The sequence below is a fragment of the Amorphus sp. MBR-141 genome (assembly GCF_053628695.1).
In genome coordinates this window covers 1-23,616 of the sequence record NZ_JBRJGW010000009.1, presented here as the reverse complement: position 1 = coordinate 23,616, position 23,616 = coordinate 1, and the positions used below count along the sequence as shown (strand labels likewise).

Genomic DNA, 23,616 nt, shown 5'->3' with positions numbered 1-23,616 from the left:
AAACCAGAAAGCAAGATAGGGAGAGACCGCTATGGACCCGAACACCAATCCCAACACCGCCGCCACCTGGCAGCTGTTCACGATGATCGCGGTTGCGGCCGCCGTCTTCGGCGTGACGATCGGCCTGGCCACGGCCAAGCCGCCACCGAAGCTGCCGCCCTGCAACGCCGACGAGGGTCGGCGGATCGTTCAGGCGGGCTATGCCGCCGAGAACGACGATCTCGCGGTCTTCGGCCTCCACTCCATCAGAGAGGTATGGAGCATTGCCGACGGCGCCGAGCTGCGTCGTTGCACGGCGATCGCCATCACCGATCAGGGCGAGCGGACCCTGCACTTCGTCGTCGGCTGGATCGACCGGGCAGACGAGATCGCATTCTGGGGACGACCGTCGGATCGAGGCGCGAGATAAGCTGCGAGTGTCCGGCGGTTCGGTGACGGAAATTAAAGAATGTCTTCTGAATGGGACAAATCTAGCACAATTCGCACCGAGCTTTACGTCGTTGATCGATCGAGAGAAATCGGCTGTAACCGAGGCAGTCATTCCACCGACTTTCTTACCTAGACCTGATTCGCAAACATCCGGAGTCGCTATGCCCCGACACCTCAACCGACCGCACGCTGCTTCTAATCGTAGGAGGGGGGGTAGGCAAAGCGACGAGGGCCTGTCGAAGGGCGTTATTCTGGCCGCGGCGATCCGGCTTATCGACGAGGAGGGCTGAGGTCGTGCCGGTTTTTGAGACAGGGGCATAAGGTGGATCTTCCGATGATAAGAACGATCCAGCATGAAGACACGCAGACAGGTTACGGCCGAGTTCAAGGCGAAGGTTGCACTTGAGGCGATCCGCGGTGAGCGGACGATTTCGAAGCTGGCGTCTAAGTATCAGCTTCACCCCAACCAGATCACCCAGTGGAAGCGGCATGCCGTCGAGAACTTGGCCAAGGCGTTCGACGAGAAGGCAACGGATGCACAGGTCGGCCGGGAGGCTGAGGTGACGAAGCTGCACGCCAAGATCGGCCAGCTCGTTGTCGAGCGCGAGTTTTTGGTCGAGGCCTTCGATCGCTGAGCCTGGATCGGAGGAGACTGATGATTGACCCCGATCACGAACGGCTCTCGATCCGCCGTCAATGCGAACGAGTCTCGATCTCGCGGGCCTCGTTCTATCGACAGCCGGCGGGCGAGACGTCCGAAAACCTCGAACTGATGTGCCTCATCGACGAGGCCTTCATGGAAACGCCCTCGTATGGGTCGCGGCAGGTGGTGCGGCATCTGCGTCGCCGGGCTGGTGCGTCGGCCGCAAGCGGGTCCGGCGGCTGATGCGCAGAATAGGCCTGTCGCCGATCTACCAGGCACCGAAGACCAACGAGCCGCATCCGCAGCATCGCAGCTATCCTTACCTGCTGAGGCAGCGCCACGGCGAAATCGCCATCGACGCGGTCCGGGAAGTCGGGCCCGCGGCGCCGCGCGGCGTCGGCGAACACCGCCTCTCCCTGACCGGCAGGGCGGTCGAGGCGCATATCGGCCGCGACGATCCATCCGTCGTGCTCGACCAGGCCTTCGCCGCGTCCGGTGAAATCGACGACGGCCAGTCCCAGCGCCCCCTCCCGCCGCCGGGTCACCGCGGGGGTGAGCCGGGGGCGGTCATCGCCGCAGCCATGGCGTCTAGCGCAGCCTCGGGCGGCGGGCTTCAACTCATCGGGGGGACGGAGGCCTTTTCCGCACGAGTCGCGAAGAAGGCTGGCCGCATCGGCGTCCCGCCGCAAAGCGTGCGATTCTCGGGGGGCCGAACTGAGACATCACTGTTGTCGGGCAGGGCATGATCCCGTTCGCCAAATATTCGGACCGCCCACTCAAATCGCTTGGCCGGGAAGCCGTCGAAGTCGCGATCGCCGACGCCTCGCTATTCGGAATTGGCCACTTAACGACTAGGTGCCAGTATGCTTGTCAGATCTGGATAGATAATGATCAGCCCAATCAGCAATAAAGTACAGAGAACATAGGGAAGGGCCGCCAGACTCACCTGCCAGAGAGTCGTGCCGCGCGGCGCCACGCCTAGGAGCACGAAAAGGCAAAGGCCGAAGGGCGGCGTTGCGAGACTCATCTCCAGCGCGATCAACATCAGAATCGCAAACCAGATGAGATCGAACCCGAAGACCTGCGCGAGCGGAAAGAAGATCGGTATTGTCAGCATCATTATCGACACCGACTCCATCAGCATTCCGAGGAAGAGCAGCACTAGCAGCATGACGAGGATGACGACAATCGGCGCAACGTCCAGCGAGGTCGACCATCGGATGAGCCCTGCAGACGCGCCAGATAATGCCAGGAGCTGACTAAAGGTCGAAGATGCCATGATGATGAGAAAGACCATCCCGCTCACCTTGACCGAATTGAGCAAGGCGCGCTTTAGCGCTGTCCAGGTTAACGCCCGGAACATGGCTGAGACGATGAGGACGCCGAGGACGCCGAACGCGGCCGACTCAGTCGGTGTCGCGACACCGAGCAGGATGAGGCCGATGACCATGAACACCACGATTCCCATCGGCAGCAAATTCGCTACGATCAGCAGCAAGGATCTCGGGAGGCTCACCTTCTCGTGGGCATATGAGGGAGCGGCCTCGGGATCGATGCGCACCGAGACAAAGACCACAAAGACGTAGAGTACGGCGAGGATGATGCCAGGGATGATGGCAGCAATCAGGAGCCCGCCGATGTCCAGGCGCGCTAGGCTGCCGAGAAGGACCGCGAGCGAGGATGGGGGGATGATCGCGGCTAGGCCGCCGCACGCGACGATCGGTCCGAGCGCCAGATGGTCCTTATAGCCCCGTCGCTTCATCTCGGGCAGAAGTGTGGCGCCGAGCATCGCCGTGTTCGCCATGCTCGACCCTGACAGGGTCGCAAACAGCGTGCCGCCGCCGATGGTGAGATAGGCGAGGCGCCCCTTCACCCGACCCATGATCTTGTCGAGCACGTCGAAGACGCGGGTAGCGATCCCGGTGTGGAAGAAGATCTCACCCATCAGGACGAAGAGCGGCACGGTGACGAGCGAGAAGGAGCTGACGGCGGTGGTGGCGTTGGCCACGAGCTGCTTTAGCCCCGCCTCGGGTCCGATGAACACCATGACACCGACGATGTTGGTGAGGATGAAGGCGAAGGCGACCGGCAGCGACGTCGACATGAGGATGAGGACTGTCCCGACGAGGAACAGGCCCGCCATGTACCAGTCCATCATCACAGGCCCTCCACCCGCTGCTCCTCGTCGTCCTCTCTCCTGAAGCGGACGGCATGGCCGATGAATTCGATGGCGCATAGGCCGAAGCCCACGGTCAGCGCCGCGAAGAGCGCCCAGCGCGGAACGGCAATGGCGCGGATGTCCATTTCGCCGCGCAGCCACGCCTCGTAGCCCATCAGCACCGAATAGTAGCAGACGACCAGGCAAACACCCGCACCGACGCAAGCAACAACTAGCCGCAGGGCGGCAAATGCCCGGGGAGGCAGCGTCCGCAGCAGCACCTCGATCCTCACATGGCCGTGGTGCCGCACCAGATACGGCGCGATCACGACGGTGAGGACCAGCATTGCGTGCTCGCTGTAGGCCGTTGTGCCGATCGGCGGCTGCAGGCCCAGCGACCGGACGATCACGTCGTAGACGACGGCCAGGAAGACCAGGGTTATCGTGCCTCCGGCCACGGCGACACAGCCCACGTCGATCACGTGGTCATAGGCAGTCTTTATGCTGGACACGAGCTTTCACCTCTGAGCGGTAGAGGCCAGCCGCCAGGTCTCGCTGGGCTGGCCTCTCAAACGAGACATGTTGGTCGGGGCTACTCGCTCAGTGCCTCGCGAAGGCGCTCAACGTTCTCCGGGCCGCGTTCGCCCAGCCGCTTCCAGACAGCGTCGTGGGCGATCTGGACGTGCTTCTTTGCGGCCTCGCCCTCGAGTTCGATGAACTCAATTCCGGCCTGTTGAATCTTGCGCTCTTCTTCGGCGGCGTATTCGCGGTAGGATCGCATGGTCTCTTTCTCGTGAGCAATGGCTGCGTCGGTCAGAATCTTCTTCGCGTCGTCAGGCAACGTGTCCCAGCGGTCGGCGTTGATCAAGATCAGAATATCTAACTGCCAGACGGCCGGGCCAATGCGATAGTTGATGTAATCATCAACGCGGAGATCAGTGAAGCTGATCGCGGACGTGCCGAGCCCCTCGATCATGCCGCGTTCAAATGCAGTGAATACTTCATGAAGGGGCATCATCAAGTTCGTTCCGCCGAGTTCCTCAAACCATTCTTTGTAGGCAGAGGCGGATCGCAGCTTCACGCCAGTCAGGTCCAAGGTGCCATCCTGGTTGAACTTCGGCTTGTCGCTCAGATAGATGTAGAAACCGAGGCCGCCGCTCTGCCAGGCGAGGATCCGCGCGTTTAGCTTATTGCCCCAGATCTCGTTCAGGATATCGAGCGCGCCCGACTCTCGCGCCTCGACCGGGTTCTTCTCCGACGCATAGAGTGCGTCCGCCTCGGGCACGACGCCGTTATAGTAGGCTGCGGCACCCATCTGGATGTCGAATACGCCGTTGCGGATCGCAGCGTCCTGCTGCTGCGTTGGCACCACCTCGGGCCCGCCGACATGCTGGATCTGGACGACGCCCTTGCCAGCTTCGTTTACCCGGTCGACGAATTTCAGGTACTGCTGGGTGAACTCAAAATTGTCTGGCCACGCCGACACCGAGCGCAGGACGACCTCCTCCGCAGAGGCGGGTGCTGACAAGGCTCCTAGCAGGGCCAGGCAGGCAAGTGTTCTCTTGATCATGTTTCGCTCCCTCGTTTGCGTTGCTTCGTTTGATTGGCGGCCGTCGAGCGAGCGCCTGGAAGGCTCATGCCGCCGGCCCGACACCACGCCCGCGTGAATTCGAACGGGTCGACGCGAATGTCATCCAAATTCCTCCCGATCACGAAGCGGGCGACTGCCACGGGCTCAGTGCAACGGAAAATAGACACTTTGATAGATAACATGTCAACAGAGGGCATGTGGTGTAATGCACTTGTTGCGCGCTACGCCGTCTCAACCCCTGATGCGGGACCCCTCCACACCCGATCCCGTCCATAGGACTATTGGCCCGAAGCCGCGCGCCCGCCCCGTGCCCGCGCCTGGCTGAGCACGACACCTGCCAGCACAACAGCTCCGCCAAGGAGGACGCCCTCCTCGACAGGTTCGTGGTAGAGGATCGTCCCGGCCGCGGTGGCCAACGGCAGCCGCAGGTAGTCGAAGGGGGCCACCTGGGCGACGGTGGCCAGACGCAGGGCATTTGACAGGCAGAAATGCGCGCTCAGCGAACACAGCGCCAGAAGAACGAGAAACGGCACCGCCGCGAGCGGCACAGGCAGCCAGTCCGTCAGGCTCAGCACCAGGCTCAATGGGCTCTGGACGATGCACATCCAAAACAGGATCGCGAGCGGCGCTTCGGTCCGCGCGAGAATCCTGGTGCTGAGCCAGGTGCCAGCGAATCCGAAGGTGGCCAGAAGGATCGCTACCATCCCCAGGGTGAGGGACGCCGCCCAAGGCTGCAGGATTACCCCGATCCCGGCGAGCCCAAGAAGGACGCCCCCGACCTGCCTCGCGTTCGGTTGTTCACCGAGGATGAGGGCGGCGAGCACCACGCCCCAGACGAGCGCAGAGAACTCCACGGCGAACACCGTGGCCAGGGGAACGGACGCTACGGCGTAAATCCAGCCGAGCTGCGCCGCGAGGTGGATACCGTTGCGCAGGACATGCATCGGAAAGACCTGCGTGACCAGCCCCTTGCGGATGTCGCGGCCGAACTTGAATAAGGCCACCGCGACGAGGACCGGAATGCCGCCGACGCTGCGGAAGAACAGGATCTGGAAGACCGAGAGATCTCCCGCCAGCGCCCGGACGACGAGTGCCATGGCGGTGAGCGACAGGATGCAGCCGATCATCCACAACGCGGCCCGTTTCCGCTCTCGCGGGTTCGACACGTGTTTGCCTCTTAATAGCTGGGAGCCGGTGGGCGCGAGCGTGCGTCGGCGGCGGCGGGTGGCCTCAAGATAGGTGCCGGTGACTTGAAGCCAACGATCTTGACGGATAACACTTATCCTAAATGATCGTTATCTGTATCGCCCGAGACCCACCCTACCGAGGAGACGCACGGATGGAAGTCCTGCCCATCACGACCGAGGGAACCGGCCCGCTAGGCTTCCTGGAGGACATCGCCGCCGGGGAGCGCCGACGGCTCGGCTCGACGGAGATGCTCCCTTCGGCCGTGAAGGAGTTCGCGCAGGCGCTCGATCCGTTTCCGTTCCACCTCGACGAGGAGTTCGGCCGCTCGTCGATTTTCGGCGGGATGATCGTCAGCGGCCTGCACACGCTCGCCGCCACGCATGCGCTGGCGATCCGAAGCGGGTTTCTCGACGCCCGCACCGTCGTCGGCGGCGCGGGCCTCGACGACGTGCGCTTCTCCAGGCCCGTCTACCCTGGCGACATGCTGACGGTGGACGTGGAGATCCTCGAGGTGCGGCCACCGCGCCGTAAGCCGTTCGGAATCGTACGCATCGCCTACGAGGTCTGCAACGGCGCGGGCGAAGCCGTGCTCACCTTCACGGACAACCAGGTCGTCAAGTCGCGACAGGGGGCACCGGCCTGACCACCGGGGCTGGCACGGGCGGTGGTCGGCGGCCTGTGGCACGGCCGGAGACGGGCCCCAGCCGCCGCGCCTTCAGACCGGCACGTCAGCCAGGCTCTCCTCCGCGAACAGCTCCTCCGGCGACAGGTGGCGGTGGCAGACGCCCTGTTGGTAACCGAAGCGTAGGAAGGCCTCAATCGTCGCGCGATTGTGGTGAAGCCCGTACGGCCAGGGACCAGCATCCTCTGGAAACAGGCTCTTGGCCTGCTGCGCGAGGTTCATGATCCAAGGCAAGGGCACGTGCGCCGCGGTGAGGTCCATCAGGCGGCGGAGGCTCCGCTCCTTCGCCTCCTCGAACGCGACAAACAAATTCCGCGAGATCCACCGGTTGGCCTCGTACGCGTCCCTGCGGATCGCGACCGTGTGCATGATGGGAAAGATATTGGTCTCCCGGTAGTATGCGGCCTCGGCGGCGGGATAGTCCTCGACGAGGTGACGCAGCCCGCCGTAGCCTCGCGTGAAGGCGCTCGGCGGCCTGGCGGTGATGACGGCGTCGATCTCGCCCGCGCACAGGAGATCGTTGAGGCTCCTGTCGGCGACGGGGGTGATGCCTATCCCATCGGGAAGGCGCAGCTTCGAGGGCTCCTGCCGCCCAGGATCGTTCACCCCGCCCTGGGCCCACTTAATCGAGGTCAGGTCGATCCCAACGGTCTCCGAAAGCCAGCCACGGACGTAGATGCCCGCCGTCTGCGACCACTGCGGGATTCCTATCCTCTTGCCGGCGAGGTCCTCGAGGCGGCGCACCGGGCCGTCCTCGCGGACGTAGATGCTTGAATGCCGGAAGACGCGGGAGGGGAAGGCTGGAATGGCGACGAACCGGTCGTCGCCGCGCGAGATCGCGGAGGTGTACATGCCCATCGACAGTTCCGACACCTCCCATTCCAAGCGGTCATGGAACCGGAAGAAGATCTCCTCCACGTCGTAGTTAAGCACCGTGAGATCGATTCCCTTGACGCAGACGCGACCGTTCGCGAGATCCCGCGTCTGATCGTAGTCGCCGAAGGCTGCCGTCAGTCGGATGTCAGTCATCGTCGGTCTGTTTCCCCTATGGAAGTTGCCGTCCCGTCCCGCCCGTCCGTCGCCGAATCCCGAGGCGGGCGGCCTCGGCGTCCGTCCGGCCCGGCAGGCGTTGCGCCCGCCGTCGTCTCGTGCTCGCGGCAGGGCGGTGCATCGGCCCCGCTGAGCCGAAGGCGCCGATCCGGCTCTATCCAAACCAGGCATAATATGCAACATGCAATATCGATGGACTGTCAACTTTTGTGCCATCCTCCGCTGTGCTGCGGCATCGGCTCGCAACGTCAGTCACGGGGCACCCGTCACGGCCGGACGAGGATGCCCCGGAGCCGCCACAAGAGGTCAGCCCCCGGAGAGGCGATCCCGTGGACACGGAATAAGACGGCATCGTCATCGGATCGGGCAGGACGGGCTGATCCTCGGCGCGTATCTCGCCCGCTGCGGGCTGAAGGTCGTCGTGCTCGAGCGATGGCTCGTCTCCGGCGGCGGCTGGAGCACGCAGGGGGGACGCTTCCCGGCATCTATCACCAGCTCCATTCCGTGAACCACTTCTCCATCACGCAGGCGCCGTGGTACCGCGATCTCGGGCTCGACACAGATGTCCGCTACGTTCGCCAGCGCTACGATTGGGCACTTCACGACGGGTGCACATGTCGAGCGGATCATCGTGAAGAACAGCAGGGCGACCGGCTGCGCCCTGCCTCCTCGCCCGACGTGGGCAAGATCGCGCTCATCGGCAGCGTGAGCACAGGCCGGGCGATCCTGCGGGCCAGCGCGGACCACGTACGGGAGACGGCCCTAGCTCGGCGGCAAGAACGCGCTGGTCGCCTATTCGGACGCCGTGGCCGAGGCGATGGTCCGCGGCATGAATTTCAGGTGGTGCAACCAGTCTTGCGGTTCGACCAGCCGGGCCTTCCTGCACGAGGCGGTCGCCGACCGGGTGCTCAATCGGGCAGCGGAGCTTTGCCGCGACATCGTCCCGGGCAACCCGGTCGATCTGGATACGCGCATGGGGGCGCTGATCTCCGCGGAGCATGGCGACCGGGGCGAGGCCCATGTCGAGGAGGCGCGCCGCGATAGCGCCAGGATCGTCGTCCGCGGCCGGCGGCCGCAGGAGTCCGGATCGACAGCAGGCTTCATTTACAATGCCACCATCGCCGACGGTCTCTCTGCAGACATGAGAATTGTCCAGGAAGCGATCTTCGGCCCGGTGCTCTGCGTGCGGCGGCGGCGCGACGAGGACGAGCTCTATACCGAGGTCAACGGTGTCGGCACGCACGTCCAGAGGCGTGAAGCAGACCTGCATCGGCCGCGAGAAGTCGCTCGAGGAGCTGCTCTCCTACACCCGGATCAAGACCGTCAACGTCATGGGGTGATCCGCCGGCCGGCGGCATCGATCCCGGGCTGAGCCGCGCCTGGGTCCTGCCGCGTCTCGAGTGTCAGGCTATCCGCGGTCACTTGAAAGGATACGATCAAAACAGTTGACGCATATTATGACATACTGTTATGTATTAGGCCAATCGAATGCCGGCGTCTCGGACGGTTCCCGTCGCGACACACACAGAGGTTGCCAGGTCAAAATGCGGAATCCGCCCTTCCTAGCGCGCACCGGACTCGCAGTCTTTCGACGCGGCAACGGGAGACCCGTCGTCTTTCTTCACGGGTGGTGCCTGAACAGTTCCCTGTGGACCTACGCGGAGGAGAGCCTTGCGGGGACCGCGGAGACGCTGAGCCTCGACCTTGCGGGATTCGGCCGCTCCTCGCACCTGCCGGGCCCCTACGGCATCGCCCGACATGCCGCCGACCTGCTCGAAGCGCTCGCTGAGCTCGAGCTTCGCGACGTCGTGCTCGTGGGCTTCGCCTACGGCGCTGCGGTCGGCCTAGCGGCGGCGGCTGAGGACGGCACTCGCATCTCTGGCATCGTCTCCGTGGGCGTACCGAGCGCGGCGGCGAGCCTGCCCTATGAACGCATGCCAAAGGCGATGCGGCGGGACTGGCCGGAGTTCGCGCGCAGGTCCGCCGCCGCCCTGTTCCACAACGAGCAGAGCGACGCGACCCGCCGCTGGGTGGAGGACATGTTCAGGTCGGCGCCGCTGACCCCCGCGCTCGAGGTCGTGGGCGAACTCGCGCGCTTCGAGCCGGTCGACGTCGCCGCGAAGGTCTCCTGCCGCCAGCTCTACATACACGGCGCGGACGACCCGGTCGCTTCCGTCGCCACCGGCGAGGCCTGTGTCCGCGCTAGCCGCAATTCCGCGGTGTCCGTTTTGGATTCGTGCGGGCACCTAATCCCGATCGACAGCAAGGACGCCTTTCACGGGGCCTTGGCCGAGTTTCTGGCGGGTGGCTAGCCCGCACAACAGAGAGGCAACGACCACATGAGCAATGCAGACGACCTCATCTTGGTCGCCGACAACGCCAACGTGCGCACCTGGTGCATGAATTTTGCGCCGGTCAATGCGCTGCATCCCGACTTTCTCTCGGCATTCGAGCGGCGCATCGCTGAGGCGGAGGCCGACGGGTCGGTCGCCGCGGTGGTGCTGACCAGCGCCCTGAAAGTCTTCTCGGGCGGCGGGGACGCCGGCTGGATGGCCTCGGTCAAAGACGAACTCGGTCCAGAAGGGCTGGTCGACGAGTTCAATCGCACGATGGACCGCTTCCGCCGCGTCTGCGTGTCGCTCCGGCAGGCGCCCTTCCTCACGGTCGCGGCGATGAACGGCCACACGCTGGCCGGCGGGCTCGAGTTGGCCGCGGCGTGCGACCTGCGGTTCTGCTCGACCTTCGAGCGCCTGCAGATCGGCGTGCCGGAGATGGACCTGTTCGGGGCAATGCCGAGCGGCGGCGGCGGGGCCCAGTTCCTGGCGCGGCTGCTCGGTCCGACGAGAGCCCTCAGGTTCATCCTCGACGCGAAGCCTGTCGGCCCTGCGAAGGCGCTCGAGTTGGGGCTGGTCGAACAACTCTTCGAACCCGACGCTCTTCTGCCCGGAGCGGAGGCCTTCGCCGCCGATGTGGCGCGCAAGGCCGGGCGCATCGGTGTGAGCGCGGCGAAGAGGGCCGTCTTCGGCGGTGCGGAGCTGCCGCTCGGGGCGGCCATGGAGCTCGACCGCAGCGTGCACTGGGACTGTATGCGGCGCGGCAACTTCCTGCCCGGCGTCGAGGCCTTCACCCAGAAGTTCGGCAAGTCGTGATGGGCGCCAATCCGGATATCGTCGGGGTCGGCATGACCCGTTTCGGCAAGCATCTCGACCGGTCGCTGGCCGATTTGGGGGGGGAGGCCGTCGACGCCGCGATGCGCGACGCCGACGTATCGCTCGGCGATATCGACATGGCGTTTGTCGCCAATGCCATGTCCGGCGTCGTCACCGGCCAGTCGAGCGTCGTCGGCCAGACCATGCTGCGGGCGAAGGGCTTCTGGGGCATCCCCGTCTACAACATCGACAATGCCTGCGCCGGCTCCTCCAGCGCGCTCAACCTAGCGGTCCAGGCCATTCGTGCGGGGTCCGCCAGAACCGTCCTGGTCGTTGGCGCGGAGAAGCTCTACAGCGCCGAGCGAGTGCGCGCGTTCCGCGCGCTCAACGGTGCGGTCGACAGCGACATCCTGAAGACCAGCGGCATAGATCCCGACGCGGGCAGCGTCTTCGTCGCCTCGATCTATCCTAAGCGGATCGCTGAGTACGAGCGCTGCTACGGCCTCGACCCCAACGCGATGGCCGCGATCTCGGTGAAGAATCGCAGGAACGCCGGAAGCAATCCGGTGGCCCAGTACACCGATCCGATCACCGAGGAGGACGTGCTCTCCTCCCGCTCCATCGTGGGTAGCCTCACGGCCCTCATGTGCGCGCCCATCGGAGATGGAGCGTCCGCAGTCGTGGTCACCTCCGACAGGAGCGTCGCCGCCAGATGCCAGCCAGTGCGCATCGCCGCCAGCGTGGTGGGCATGGGCGGGGGCGGCCAAGCCGCCATCCGCAGGTTGGCCGGGAGGGCATACGAAGAAGCCGGGCTCCACCCTGGCGATGTTGACTTAGCGGAGGTGCACGATTCGATCGCCTTTAACGAACTGCTTGCGAGCGAGGAGCTCGGTTTCTGCGGACCAGGCGAGGGGGGAGCGCTGGCTCTCGCAGGGGAGACGTCGTTCGGCGGCCGGATCCCCCTCAACACGAGCGGCGGGCTCGAGTCTCGCGGCCACCCCGTGGCGGCAACCGGCCTCGCCCAGATCTACGAGCTCGCCCTGCAGCTTCGCGGCGGGGCCGGCGAGCGCCAGCTAATCTCTCCAGCCGTCGGGCTAGCAGAGAACGCAGGCGGATTTGCCAGGGACGATACGGCCGCCGTCGCGATCACGATCCTGCGTGTGTGAGCCCCAGACAATTGAGCCCCAGATAATGAAGACAGATGTAATAATTGTAGGTTTCGGACCGGTCGGCGCGGCGCTTGCGGGCCTTCTCGGTCGCCGCGGGCTCAGTGTCGCCGTCATCGAGCGCGACACGAACGTGTTCCCGCACCCCCGAGCGGCCCATATCGACCACACCGGGCTCCGGCTGCTCCAGGAACTAGGCTGCCTTGATGAGGCGCAGCGCCCCATGATCCGCAACAGGCGCCTTGACCTGGTGGACGCGCGGCACCGCGTCCTCGCTTCCGTGCCGGCAGATCAACCTTCGGTATCGAATCTGCCGGCGAGTATGTACTTTTATCAGCCGGACTTCGATAGAATTTTGCGGCGGACCGTCCAGGAGATCCCGAACTGCGAGATGCATCTCGGAGAGGAGTTGCTGGACTTCGAGCAGTCCGCCGAGGGCGTGAAGGTCCGCAGCCGCGGGCGCGACGGTGTGGAACACGTCCGCGAGGCTTCGTGGATGGTCGGGTGCGACGGCGCGTGGAGTCCGGTGCGGGAGCAGTTGGGTATCCGGCTGGAGAGCCTCGACTTCGACGAGCAGTGGCTGGTTCTCGACCTGAAGCTGAACAGCCCGCAACCCGGCGTCCCCGCGGATCGCGTCGTGCAGGTCTGCGACCCCGAGCGTCCGCATCTCACCACGCCGATCGCCGAGGGGCGGCAGCGCTTCGAATTCATGCTCATGCCCGGAGAGGATCCTGCGCAGATGCAGCAGCCGGGGCGTGTGAAGGAACTCTTGGCCAGCTGGATGCCGGCCGACGCGTTCGAGATCGAGCGGTCAGCAATCTACACGTTCCACGGCCTCGTGGCCGAGGAATGGCGCAAGGGCAGGGTGCTGATCGCCGGAGATGCGGCCCACCAGATGCCGCCCTTCCTGGGGCAGGGCATGTGCTCGGGGCTCCGCGACGCGTCGAACCTCGCCTGGAAGCTCGATATGGTGGCTAACGGGCAGGCTGAGGATTCGCTGCTTGCGACCTATCAGGCGGAGCGCGGACCTCACGTTCGTGGCGTGGTCGAGGTCGCAATTGCGTTCGGGCGCATCGTCTGCGAGCTCGATCCTGAGAAGGTCCGCGAGCGCGACCGCTATATGCGCGAAGGCGCCCCCACGCGCGGCATGACCTTCACGCTGCCGCGGCTCGAGGACGGGCTGCTCGTGCTTGACGGAGGCGGGTCGCTCTTCGTCCAGCCCTCGATCGGCGGACGATGGCTGGACGATATCGTCGGACAGCGCTTTCTAGTCGTGGGACGCGACCGAGCACGTCTCGGTGACGCTGCCGCGTGGTGGGCGAGGCGCCTCGGCGCCTTCGTCACCACGCTCGACGAGCTGCCCGACGACGGTACCATCGCGCGTTGGCTTGACCGCAAGGGGGCCGGCGTCGTCGTCGTCCGGCCCGATCGCTACGTGCTTGGCGAGGCAAGTACGCTCGACGAGATCACGGCGGAGGTGAAACAGGTGTTCGGTGGCGGTGCGAAGGTGTATTCGGATTCTGAGAAAGCGCTGCTGGCGGGACCTCCCGTGATGCGCTGGGAGTAGTGTTGTGGCGAACCGAGACAATTACACCCCGCAGGCCGCAATCGCGGCGGAATGGCTCGTGCCAGAGAGCGCTCAGCCGGACTATCTCGAACTCGATGCGCTGTCCCTCGAGGGCTCGGCTAATGCCGCAGATTGGATCTGCGATCGCCACGTTCGTGGCGGTCGCGGCGGCGAGATCGCCGCGGTCGACGCAGAGAGTGGTCGCAGCTTCACCTATTCCGAGCTCGCAAGCCTCAGCGACGACATGGCCCGGCGCCTCCGGTCGCAAGGTATTCGGGACGGCGACCGCATCGGCGTGCGCTCCCCCAATACGGCCGAAGCTCTCGTGGCGATGCTGGCGGTCCTAAAGATGGGGTGCGTTTTGACCCCGGTGCCGCTCTATGCAAGACGCGACGATCTCGGTCATCTGCTGGATGACGCCGAACCGGCACTCCTTCTCGTGCACGCTTCGGAGGTGGCGCCTAACGAGATATCGGCGGCCGTCGAAGGTCGTACCGTCCGCAATGTGCTTTGCTTCGGCTCTTGCGATGTTGAGGCCCCATTCACCTCGGTTGGATCGCTCGAGGCGGACGGATCGCGCCCGGTCCGTGAGGGGACCGCCGATACACTGGCCATTCTATGGCACACCGGCGGAACGACAGGTAAGCCAAAGGGATGCTATCACACGCATCGGCGCTTCATCCTCGGCGGCATCGCGCTCGGGCGCGCAACAGGAGCTGATTTTGGGCAACGCTGGTCAGCCGCCGCGCCCATCGGTCATGCGCTCGGTCTCATTCATCATACGATCTACTCGGTTATGAACGGTGCCACGGCTGTATTCATTCCCAACTATTCGAAACCGGACGCCGTGCTCGAGGCAATCCAGCGCTACGGTATCACTACAATGACCGGGCTTTCCTCGACCTGGGCGAAGATGCTGGAGGAGATCAACCGGTCGGGGCCCTACGACTTGTCGTCGTTGCGGCAGTGCTATGCCATGTGGCAGTCGGCTTCGGCGTCGAATGTGTACGACGGCTGGATGGACCAGGGCGTGCAACTGTTGAACAATTTCGGCAGCACCGCGTTCGGCACTTGGCCTCTGGTGCCGAGGGTTGGACAGCCCTCGCCGAGGGCATCGCTGGGGAAACCTGCACCCGGGTATATCATTCAAGCAGTCACGGTCGAGGACGGGAATATTATCCCAGTTCCCGAAGGGCAAATCGGTCGCATGGCCGTCAAGGGCCCCACCGGTTTGACCTACTGGAAACGTCCGGAGATGCAGGCTCGTGATGTATTGGAAGGATGGACCCTGTGCGATGATCTCATCAGGTTCGACGAGGAGGGCAACGCCGCCTATTGCGGGCGCACCGACTATATGATCTCAACAGCGGGCAACAAAGTTGCACCTGTCGAAGTAGAGCAGGTCCTCGCGGAACATCGACTCGTTCGGGAAGTTGCCGTCGTTCCTGCGCCGTGCCCTACGAAGCACGAGATAGTGGCGGCGTTCGTGGCCCTTGAACGCGGCGTATCAGGCGACGATGCACTTAAACGAGAACTTCGAGAGCACGTGAAGGAAAGGCTCGCTTTCTACAAAGTTCCGAGCGTTGTTACCTTCGTCGACGCGCTTCCACGCGATGCGGTTGGAAAGGTTCAGACGGGGCTGGTGCGGCAGTGGGCGGCTGCGAAGTAGGAAGCACCTAGTCGTGGTCGGTGCCTTGTTGATCGGGAGTTAAGGCGGACGCAAAGAGGCCTCATCCGAAAACGGAGGCCTCGTTCTTTTGGGGCAGTGTTCGTTCCGTTCTGGTTCGACCTTTAGGCTGCTAGTTTTTGAGGAGGTTCGTAGCCTGCTCAGGTTGGAGGATTCGTTTTGGGGCAGAAGCAGGTGTCGCTCGACGAAGGGGGGGATCCGTTTTTCGCCCCTGCAGTAGCAGAACAGCCTGGACCTGCAGTGCGATTTGGTACACTTCAGCCGCAGGAAGTAATATTAGGGCTATTAGGCGAGTATGTGAGGGGGCGAGAAGAAGTATGGTCTGGAGGCCTTGTGCAGCTCCTCGGCGATCTTCAATTTTCGCCCGCCGCATCGAGGATCGCGCTCAATCGCGTAGTTGCCAGAGGGCTCCTCGAACCTTCCAAACGCGGGCGATTTGTGTTCTATCGCATCAGTCGTCGCCTTGAGGCCGTTCATAAGGAAGGCAGGCGCCAGATGTTCTCACGGAAAGCGGAAGTTGAATGGGATGGAGACTGGACGCTCGTTTGGTATTCGGTGCCGGATAAGCATCGACTCGAGCGGGGCCGATTGAGCCGTTGGCTGAATTTTCGCGGCTTTGGAACGCTTCAGGATGGTACTTGGATCGCTCCAGGTAACCGTGAACAGGATGTTCTTCCGCTCCTGAGCGAGCTCTCGCTTGAGCCCTACGTCGTGACCTTCGTCGGCAAGCTGTCCCTCTCGCTTGATGCCCATAAAGTGATAGAGCGGGGCTGGAAGCTTGAGGATCTAAAGAGGATGTACAAGATCTTCGTCGATCGCTTCTCTTCCTATGCCGAGAAGGACAGCCTTGCGCAATTAACTGAAAGGGACGCGTTTGTCTTGCGCACGCGCCTGATTGAAATGTTTCGTCAGACCGTCGTTCAGGATCCTGAACTGCCCGAATCTGTGCTTGGTGTGGAATGGAAGCGGAAGGAAGCGATCGACATCTTCCAAGAACTCCAGAGGGCGACCTCTTTCAAGGCAGTACAGTACTTTCGAGAGACAGCAGTCGGATCGAAGGTAGCGCCGAATGTGAAGCGTGGATGAGTTTGTGTCAATTGTCGGTGGCCTGCTACCGGTATTTCGGACACGCAATTACAGTAGCTTCACTCGACCTCGGCCGGCGGGATGTTACCGATGGGCACCATCAGCCTGCGATTGTTGAACCGATCGACCCAGGCGAGCCCACCCCGTCGGGACGCCAATCCTCGTCCGGGAGTATGTGTTGCGGGACGCGACCGGCCAAGCCTTGGTCTGCGGAATGCGCCAATTTCCGCGAGCAGTGTCAGATCTCGTACTAGTCATATGAATCTAAAGTTCGCTGCATAATGAATGTTCGGCGGTCTGGCAGAAGCGCTTGACCGGGCTGAGTATCTCGTCAGCGGATTTGGTCCAGCGATACGGTGTGGGACTTTCGTTGTGCTGCTCGATGAAAGATCTGATATCCCGCTCGAGTTGGGATGTGGAGGTATGGACACCGCGCCGCAGCTGCTTGCGGGTAAGCTCGGCGAACCAGCGCTCGACCTGGTTGATCCACGATTCCGAAGTCGGCGTGAAATGGACATGATAGTGCGGCCGCCGAGCGAGCCATGAGCGCACCAGTGCGGTCTTATGGGTCGCGTAATTGTCCATGATGATGTGGACATCGAGATCGCGCGGCACCTGCGCGTCGATCTGTTTGAGGAAGTCCAGGAACTCGGCCGCGCGGTGCCGTTTGTAGCATTTGCCGATTACGAAGCCAGAGGCGACGTCAAGCGCGGCGAACAGCGATGTCGTGCCGTGACGGACATAGCTGTGGGTGCGGCGCTCGGGCATGCCAGGCATCATCGGCAGGACCGGCTGCTCGCGGTCGAGCGCCTGGATCTGGCTCTTTTCATCGACACTCAGCACGAGGGCACGATTGGGCGGCGACAGATAGAGCCCAACGATGTCGCGGACCTTGTCAACGAACAGCGGGTCGCTCGACAGCTTGAACGTCTCAGATCGATGCGGTTGCAGCCCGAAGGCAGTCCAGATCCGCCGGACCGTGGTATGGGAAAAGCCGGTCGCGCCAGCCATGGAGCGGATCGACCAATGGGTTGCATCGGCCGGCGTGGAGCGCAGCGTGCGCTCAATCACAGCGGCGACCTGATCGTCACTGATCGTCCGCGGCCGCCCAGGCCTCGTCCAGCAGGCCTTCCACGCGGTCCTTCAGAAACTGCCGCCGCCACTTCCCAACCGTGTGCTCATGCACACCCAACTCGGCGGCAACGAGCTTACTCTGGATGCCATCGGCGCAGCGAAGGATGATCCGGCATCGCTCTGACATCGACCGCGCAATCCGCCGTCGGCGCACCTGCCGCTCCAGATACTCGCGCTCCTCCGGCTTCAAAACTAAAGGTTCTGTCGGTCGGCCACGTGCGTTCGCCATGCCGTTCTCCTCGTGAACGAGCCGCAGTATACAATGTGACTTACTTCAGTTCCAGATGACTAGGCTCAGGACTCATTGATCAGAGCCAGAAGATGACGGCGGCTGCGATGCAGATGACCGAGAAGAAGGTGTGGGCGCACCGGTCGTAGCGTGTTGCGATGCGCCTCCAGTCCTTAAGCTTGGCGAACAGGTTCTCGACCTTGTGGCGCTGGCGGTAAAGCACTGTGTCGTAGGCGAAGGGGACTTTGCGGCTCTGGCTCGATGGGATGCACGGCTTGATGCCTCTGGCTTCGAGTTCGGCGCGGAACCAGGCGCTGTCGTACCCCCGATCGGCGATCAGGTGGTCGGCCGGAGGCAAGGCGTCTAGCACGAGACGGGCGCCCTTGTGGTCGCTCATCTGACCTTCCAACAGGAGCAGGATGATCGGCCGTCCATCACCGTCGCAAACGGTGTGGAGCTTCGAGTTCAGCCCGCCCTTGGTTCGCCCGATACGGCGGGGAACATCCCCTTTTTTAGCAGGCTTGCCGCCGTCCGGTGGGCCTTCAGATGCGTCGCGTCGATCATGATGCGCTCGGGTTTCGGCCCCTCGCCGGCGAGACCCGCGAAGATCCGGTCGAACACCCCCATGCGGCTCCAGCGGATGAAGCGGTTGTAGAGCGTCTTGTGCGGCCCGTAGCCCTCGGGCGCGTCTTTCCATTGAAGGCCATTGCGGATCACGTAGACAATCCCGCTTACCACCCGCCGGTCATCGACCCGCGGCACCCCATGCGACAGCGGGAAATGGGGCGATATCCGCGCCATCTGGCGCTCGCTCAGCAGAAACAAATCACCCATCACGGCCTCCTCGTCGGAGAGCGTGAATCACATCTCAATGGAAATTAATAGGTCCTGAGCCTAGGTCGAGGAGGATGATCCTGGGATATGAGCATTCCACGGCTCGGCGTTACCGCCCTCGGCCGCGTTCTCTTTCCCTCTCCCGCTCATGGTGTCGTCGCCAGGCACGATGGAGCTGTTCGACGCGCTCGTCGGCAAGCTGGCTCTTCTCGAACATGCGATGATTGACCCGGTCGAGGGCGCGGGCGCGAATGCGGATCGAGCGCCGGAGGTAGCGCTTCACCTGCGCGCGCTCGCCGACCTGGGCCTGGAGGTGGCGGAAGTTCGAGCGCACCCGGTCGGCGGCGTGGCGGGCCTGCTCCATCTTGTGCCGGGTGTCCGCCAGCTCCGCCTGGGCGTCGCGCCAGCGGGTCCGGGCTTTTGTGAGCGCCTCCCAGCTCTTGGCCGTGGGGCGGCCTGATCGGCCCGCCTTCGTGTCCCGGCTCAGGCTGCCGAGAAGACCAGGCCTCTTGCCGACCAGCTCGGCCGCGTCGCCAACGCCGAGCTCCCGCTCCAACGCCGTCCAGCGCGTGTGGGCTTTGGCCGGGTCGGCAAAGAGCCTCTTCATGTGAACGAGCATGCGGTCGTAGGTCACGACTTCGCGGCCGCGGTTGCGATCGAGTTCGAAGGATCGCTTGCGCGTCGTGCGGTCCGCCCGTTGGATCTGGCGCTCCGAAGCCGTCAGCGTCTCGTCGAGGAGCGCCCAGCGTCGGTATTCGAAGTCGGCGGCCTCAACACGGTGAAGGCTGTCCAGGTCGCCGTGCTCGTTGCCCGTCGATCCGCTCCCGGCGCGGTCACGATCCGTGCCGGCTTGGTGCGCGCGATCTCCCGTCCTCCGTTCGGCATTCGATCCGTCCCGTTCGCGTTCGGCAACGAGGCCTCTTGCCTCGCGCGCATAGTAGTCGGCGAAGCGCTCGCCGAATCGGTCTTCCAGCTCCTTCAGGCGGATGGTCTTGCCGAGTTGGGAGAGCTTGGCATAGGCGCGGCCGTCGGTGACGATCAGCCCCTGACCCTTGGCGCGCAGATAGAGGCCCTGGGCGGCCAGCCGGCCACTCAGGCTTGCCCAACTCGTCTCCTCGCGGAAGGCAGGGGCAAGGCTGGTCTTGAGCTCGGCGAGCGCGTCCCGGTCGAACGGCGCCTTCGGCTCCCGGCCCTCACGCTGCGCGGTGCGGTATTCGCCATCGGAGACGGGTCCGGTGCGATCGCTGTCTCTGCCGGGCTCCCGCTCTCGGCTCCGTTCCTTGAGCGCATTGAGGCCGCGCTCCTCGGCGATCTCGCGGCACAGCGTGGTGAGCCTGCGCCCGATGTTGCGTTGGCTCCAGGCTCGGCCCGTCTCGGGGTGAACCCGGTTCACCAGGAAGTGGAGATGGGGATGCTTGCGGTCGCCATGGGCGTAGATCAGCATCTGATGGTCGTTCAGTCCGAGTTTCTCGGCGAGTTCGCCGGCGATCTCCCGCATGGAGTCCTCATCGACCCGGCCGCGGCGGGCGTCCTTCGGGTCGAACGCCACGATGAAGTGGAGCGCCGGCTGGCGTACCCGCTGGGACCGCTCGGCGGTGATCGCCATGATACGGGCAGCCTCCTCCGGTTCCGTCGTGCCGAGCCCACGCTCCTCGACCCAGAGCACCCGCTCGCCACGCGCTTCCGGGCTCGACGTCTCGCCAAGGCGACCGTCGTCGCCGCGTCCGCCCGAACGTCCCGCACCGCGCTCCGACTCTCGCGCCCGCTCGGCCTCGCGATGCTTGCGGGTCTGGCCCGCCAGATAGAGGGCCGCCGCCCGGAAGCTCGCCGGCTGTTGCTTGCCCACCTTGAACCGCATGACCGATCGCCTCGCCCGCTACCCGGAGCCGGCCCCGGACCCAGCCTCTGCCGCCCAGACGCAGTCCTCGAGCGGCTGGAGGGCTGCGGCCACGGCCTCAAGCACGTCTGCCTCTTCCACCTCGGTCACGGCATGGCCGGCATTGGCGCGGTAGGCGAGCGCGTTCAGCAGGTGACCGGCCCGGTTGATCGGACCCAGCAGCTCTTCCATGGCCTCGACCCGATCCCCCGCCCGGACGCAGTCGCGCACCAGGATCACCGCCACATGGGTGCGCCATTCCAGATAGTCGGGATCCCCCAAGCTCGTCGCGAGCTGGCGGAAGTTCGCCCCCATGGACTGAAGCTCGTAGACGACCTGCTTCAGTGCCTGCGGTGCTGCCGACCGACCCCGCGGCCGGGCCCCGGAGAGCACCAGGCGCACATAGCGACCGAGGCTCATGCCGCGATCCCGCGCAAGCGACCGCAGCCGATCCAGCTCGGCCACCGTCATCCGCACCCGGATCTTCGCGTCGGTCTTCAGCCGCTCGAACTGGCGCCGGTATGGCCGGCGCCGCGCGCCGGCCAGGACCGCACGGACATAGTCCGCAACCGCCATGCCGCCACGCGCGGCGCACTCCGCGATGAAGGCGCGCTGGGAATCCGGAAGCCGCACGTCCAGGATGGCCGCCTGGCGCACCTCCGCGGCAAGCGCCCTACGCCCCATGACGCACCTCCGGGACGCGCCTCGCGTCCCCAAGATCCGTCCCGGCTTGAGCCCCCGTCAGGGGGCGAATGCCGGACAGGTTGGCCCGTTTATGAGCCGTCACCGAAGCCAGTCTCTGGCGAGGGGATGCGAATAAATGTGGGACAACGTACATCTTGCCTCCCGCATACGACTGATGTTTATCCTGAATCTGTTATGGGTACTCAGGACAAAAACCGCAATACGGGTGCGAATAGTTTATTCAATACTTAACGAATACGCTCCACAATGTCCAGTACCGTCTCCGCAATGGCCAACGCGGGTCAACGAAACAGAAAGCGGCAGCCCCCGCCTGTACGCCAGGACAGCCCAGTCGGGGCCGCGGTGCAGACCCGTAGCAGGCGCTTTGCCCAATGAAGATTTGCCCGACCGCGTGGAAGCAGCGGCCCCACAATCTCGCTGCCGGCTGCAGAGCTCCGACGGTTCTAACTTGCTCTTTCTGGCTTGGGTTCATCTGCTGGCTGAACTTGGCCGGACGGGTCTGGAAGATGTCCCGTTCAGATGTCGAGGGCCGGGGTCGGGCCGGAAGTTTCCAGCTCCCACCAGGCGCGCCATGCGTGGTTCTGGCGCTCGAGGACGAGATAGTTGCGCTCGGCCACGAATCGGGTCGGCTGTCCGGGCAGGCGCGCGATGCGGATCGGATGCTCGGGGAGCGGATCCTCGCCCAGCCAGGACAAGGCCCCGAGGACGCGTGCCCATGCCTTCGGCGGCGCCCGGTGCGCGATCCCGGAAGCCACCAGCTGGTGGAGTTGGACATTGTCTCCCAGATCCAGTACCGCCCGTGTGGCCAGATGGATCTCTCCCGAGATGGCGGTCACCTTGTGGCGATCCCTGTGCGCCATGTCCCGCACCAGGCGCAGCATCCGTCTCCATTCGTCGCGATGCGCGCGACTTTGCCACTGGTCACGCAGGTCGTCCTCGTATTTCTGCATGTGCGGGACCGCCATCATTGCGGTCTCGATCAGCGACAGGCGAGGGCCGAGCAGCGGAACGCTGGACATCAGAAACGTGTGCCCGTGCAAGCGGCGCGTGCCCTCCGCCTCCATCATCGCCCAGCCGCCGGAACCCATGACCGCCTGCCGCGTACGCTCCGAGCGTAGATCCGGCGCGAGGATGCGCAGGTCATCGGTTTCGATCGCCCAGCCCAGGTGCGTGCCGGACGGATCGGCGAAGCGGGCCGGAAGATCGCCGTCGATCGCTGCCTGCTGAAAGATCAGGAAGCTTTCGCGTGCAACGCCGAACAGGAGCTGACCGACCGGTGACGAGGTCCTGGAACGCCGCAGCGATCCCCAGCCGTCGCAGATGTCGTGATCGTCCCACTGCATCAGTGACGGCACGCGCGCTGCGAGCCACGCGAACTGCGGCGCGGCGTACAGCGCGGCGTAGCGCTCGAAAAACCGTTCACGCAGATGGTGTCGAAGATCGGCGCGAGCGGCCGGAGACGGGTCTTCCGGCAGCTGCTCCGGCCACCCTTCGCTCAGGTCGTGTCCGCGGGTGACCTCGTCGGCATAGACCTGGTCGCCTCCGTGCAGCATGAGCGCGAAAGGCCGCCTGCGGTGTTCGTCGCGCAGGCGCGCCCACATGACGTTGCGTTCGGAGCCCTCACGGCCCAAGTCGCCCACCTCTTCCCCATTGCAGGAGACGTAGGCAAGACGCATGTCGCCCGTCAGGTCGCCGGCGACGTCGTACGTTTCTCCGTTCCACGTGTAGTCGGATGGCCGGTTCGCCGGCAGGGAGAACCGCGCGCGCCAGACGATGGCGTTGTCAAACTCTGCGATTGGCGCAGGGGGCACCGTGAGCGCCGCAAGCTCGATCGGTGCGGGCGCATCTTGCTTTCCCGTGATGAACAGGGCGGACAGATGCAGCCAGCCTTCCGAAGCCTCGTCGAGGAAAAGGATGGGGCCGATGGCGGGGACGATCTTCTCGGACATGCGACGTCAGCTATTGTGGCCAAGCCGGCATCACAAGGTAGAATCCGAATCCGGCGCGGCGTGCTCTGCCGACAGGCTCCTCTTTCCGAACGGGTGCGAAGCAATGACCCGTGCTTCAGCCCGGACCCTTCTGGGCAACCCGACGGCTACCCCCGCGCAATCCGACCCCGTCTCACGGTGGACGCCAGACGTCGACCGCCCCGCAAATGCAGAGCGGAATCGAACCGTGCTACTTACGGCTGACCAAGATGCAGCCGGTGCTCACCGATATGATAGGTGCTGAGATCGTGCTCTTCGCCATCGGCCGGGCCGAGATCAGGTGTCGCGCCCGCCTTGAACCGGGTAAGCGCGACCGCCTCGGGGTCGCGCACTTCGTCAGTCAGCACAACGTAGCGGTAGTGGCCTGCTCCCCGGCAAGTGGCCACTGTTGTGAGTTAGATTTCGGCTCCAACATTGGAGCTGAGAATGCCGAAGAAGCGCTATTCCCCTGAAC

18 protein-coding genes and 3 pseudogenes are annotated in these 23,616 nt (G+C 64.3%); 10 read left to right on the top strand and 11 right to left on the bottom strand.

All coding sequences use genetic code 11. The annotated features are described in order from the left end of the window. Positions 1 to 31 precede the first annotated feature (31 nt). Together ACSSVZ_RS13540 and ACSSVZ_RS13535 are read left to right on the top strand one after the other, a co-directional pair. Complete coding sequence (locus ACSSVZ_RS13540; RefSeq protein WP_453970793.1) at positions 32 to 409, top strand: hypothetical protein; 378 nt, start codon at positions 32 to 34, stop codon at positions 407 to 409. Positions 410 to 782: 373 nt separating this feature from the next. Next, positions 783 to 1,404, top strand: a pseudogene (locus ACSSVZ_RS13535) (IS3 family transposase); the annotation flags it as partial. A gap of 512 nt (positions 1,405 to 1,916) precedes the next feature. On the opposite strand, the gene ACSSVZ_RS13530 reads toward ACSSVZ_RS13535, so the two are convergent. The 4 genes from ACSSVZ_RS13530 to ACSSVZ_RS13515 all read right to left on the bottom strand — a co-directional run bounded on the left by ACSSVZ_RS13530 (position 1,917) and on the right by ACSSVZ_RS13515 (position 5,987). Next, positions 1,917 to 3,230 carry a TRAP transporter large permease gene (locus ACSSVZ_RS13530; RefSeq protein WP_453970792.1) on the bottom strand — a complete coding sequence of 438 codons (1,314 nt, stop codon included), beginning with the start codon at positions 3,228 to 3,230 and terminating at the stop codon, positions 1,917 to 1,919. Beyond that, positions 3,230 to 3,742, bottom strand: a complete 513-nt coding sequence (locus tag ACSSVZ_RS13525; RefSeq protein WP_453970791.1) for a TRAP transporter small permease — start codon at positions 3,740 to 3,742, stop codon at positions 3,230 to 3,232. The genes ACSSVZ_RS13530 and ACSSVZ_RS13525 overlap by 1 nt, the downstream gene beginning before the upstream one ends. 80 nt (positions 3,743 to 3,822) lie before the next feature. After that, on the bottom strand, positions 3,823 to 4,800 hold the full coding sequence (gene dctP / locus ACSSVZ_RS13520) for a TRAP transporter substrate-binding protein DctP (RefSeq protein ID WP_453970789.1): 978 nt from the start codon (positions 4,798 to 4,800) through the stop codon (positions 3,823 to 3,825). 299 nt (positions 4,801 to 5,099) lie between these two features. Further along, on the bottom strand, positions 5,100 to 5,987 hold the full coding sequence (locus ACSSVZ_RS13515; protein ID WP_453970787.1) for a DMT family transporter: 888 nt from the start codon (positions 5,985 to 5,987) through the stop codon (positions 5,100 to 5,102). A 173-nt stretch (positions 5,988 to 6,160) separates the two neighbouring features. On the opposite strand from ACSSVZ_RS13515, the gene ACSSVZ_RS13510 reads away from it, so the two are divergent. After that, positions 6,161 to 6,652 carry a MaoC/PaaZ C-terminal domain-containing protein gene (locus ACSSVZ_RS13510; RefSeq protein ID WP_453970785.1) on the top strand — a complete coding sequence of 164 codons (492 nt, stop codon included), beginning with the start codon at positions 6,161 to 6,163 and terminating at the stop codon, positions 6,650 to 6,652. 72 nt (positions 6,653 to 6,724) lie between these two features. Here the strand turns inward: ACSSVZ_RS13510 and ACSSVZ_RS13505 are convergent, their stop codons facing one another. Then, positions 6,725 to 7,720, bottom strand: a complete 996-nt coding sequence (locus ACSSVZ_RS13505) for a 4,5-dihydroxyphthalate decarboxylase (protein WP_453970784.1) — start codon at positions 7,718 to 7,720, stop codon at positions 6,725 to 6,727. Positions 7,721 to 8,519: 799 nt separating this feature from the next. Between ACSSVZ_RS13505 and ACSSVZ_RS13500 the strand changes: the two are divergent. The 7 genes and pseudogenes from ACSSVZ_RS13500 to ACSSVZ_RS13470 all read left to right on the top strand — a co-directional run. Further along, positions 8,520 to 9,113: pseudogene (locus ACSSVZ_RS13500) on the top strand (aldehyde dehydrogenase family protein); the annotation flags it as partial. Positions 9,114 to 9,285: 172 nt separating this feature from the next. After that, positions 9,286 to 10,053 (top strand): alpha/beta fold hydrolase, encoded by a 768-nt coding sequence (locus ACSSVZ_RS13495; RefSeq protein ID WP_453970782.1) that lies wholly within the window; start codon positions 9,286 to 9,288, stop codon positions 10,051 to 10,053. Positions 10,054 to 10,080: 27 nt separating this feature from the next. Next, entirely contained in the window at positions 10,081 to 10,890 is an 810-nt protein-coding gene (locus tag ACSSVZ_RS13490) for an enoyl-CoA hydratase/isomerase family protein (protein WP_453970780.1), read from the top strand. Continuing rightward, positions 10,890 to 12,056, top strand: coding sequence for a thiolase family protein (locus ACSSVZ_RS13485; RefSeq protein WP_453971067.1), 1,167 nt, complete (start codon positions 10,890 to 10,892; stop codon positions 12,054 to 12,056). Before ACSSVZ_RS13490 ends, ACSSVZ_RS13485 begins: the two co-directional genes overlap by 1 nt. A gap of 25 nt (positions 12,057 to 12,081) precedes the next feature. Then, a complete protein-coding gene (locus ACSSVZ_RS13480; protein WP_453970778.1) occupies positions 12,082 to 13,623 on the top strand; it encodes a bifunctional 3-(3-hydroxy-phenyl)propionate/3-hydroxycinnamic acid hydroxylase in 1,542 nt (513 codons plus the stop codon). Positions 13,624 to 13,627: 4 nt separating this feature from the next. Continuing rightward, positions 13,628 to 15,292, top strand: coding sequence for an AMP-binding protein (locus tag ACSSVZ_RS13475; RefSeq protein WP_453970777.1), 1,665 nt, complete (start codon positions 13,628 to 13,630; stop codon positions 15,290 to 15,292). A gap of 192 nt (positions 15,293 to 15,484) precedes the next feature. After that, positions 15,485 to 16,396: a PaaX family transcriptional regulator gene (locus ACSSVZ_RS13470; RefSeq protein ID WP_453971066.1), complete on the top strand. Its 912-nt coding sequence runs from the start codon at positions 15,485 to 15,487 to the stop codon at positions 16,394 to 16,396. A gap of 264 nt (positions 16,397 to 16,660) precedes the next feature. Here the strand turns inward: ACSSVZ_RS13470 and ACSSVZ_RS13465 are convergent. The 6 genes and pseudogenes from ACSSVZ_RS13465 to ACSSVZ_RS13440 all read right to left on the bottom strand — a co-directional run bounded on the left by ACSSVZ_RS13465 (position 16,661) and on the right by ACSSVZ_RS13440 (position 23,509). Beyond that, positions 16,661 to 17,759 (bottom strand): annotated as a pseudogene (locus ACSSVZ_RS13465) (IS630 family transposase). 79 nt (positions 17,760 to 17,838) lie between these two features. Then, positions 17,839 to 18,593, bottom strand: a protein-coding gene (locus ACSSVZ_RS13460) for an IS5 family transposase (protein ID WP_453970775.1) whose coding sequence is annotated in 2 segments (ribosomal slippage) — positions 17,839 to 18,260 and positions 18,260 to 18,593 — 756 coding nt in all. Because the reading frame shifts where the segments join, the coding sequence is not laid out codon by codon here. Positions 18,594 to 18,702: 109 nt separating this feature from the next. After that, positions 18,703 to 20,451, bottom strand: coding sequence for a relaxase/mobilization nuclease domain-containing protein (locus ACSSVZ_RS13455; RefSeq protein ID WP_453970773.1), 1,749 nt, complete (start codon positions 20,449 to 20,451; stop codon positions 18,703 to 18,705). 18 nt (positions 20,452 to 20,469) lie between these two features. Next, a complete protein-coding gene (locus ACSSVZ_RS13450) occupies positions 20,470 to 21,153 on the bottom strand; it encodes a plasmid mobilization protein (RefSeq protein ID WP_453970771.1) in 684 nt (227 codons plus the stop codon). Between the two features lie 536 nt (positions 21,154 to 21,689). Then, positions 21,690 to 23,123 carry an alkaline phosphatase D family protein gene (locus tag ACSSVZ_RS13445; RefSeq protein ID WP_453970769.1) on the bottom strand — a complete coding sequence of 478 codons (1,434 nt, stop codon included), beginning with the start codon at positions 23,121 to 23,123 and terminating at the stop codon, positions 21,690 to 21,692. A gap of 233 nt (positions 23,124 to 23,356) precedes the next feature. After that, positions 23,357 to 23,509, bottom strand: coding sequence for a hypothetical protein (locus tag ACSSVZ_RS13440; RefSeq protein WP_453970767.1), 153 nt, complete (start codon positions 23,507 to 23,509; stop codon positions 23,357 to 23,359). Positions 23,510 to 23,616: the final 107 nt, after the last annotated feature.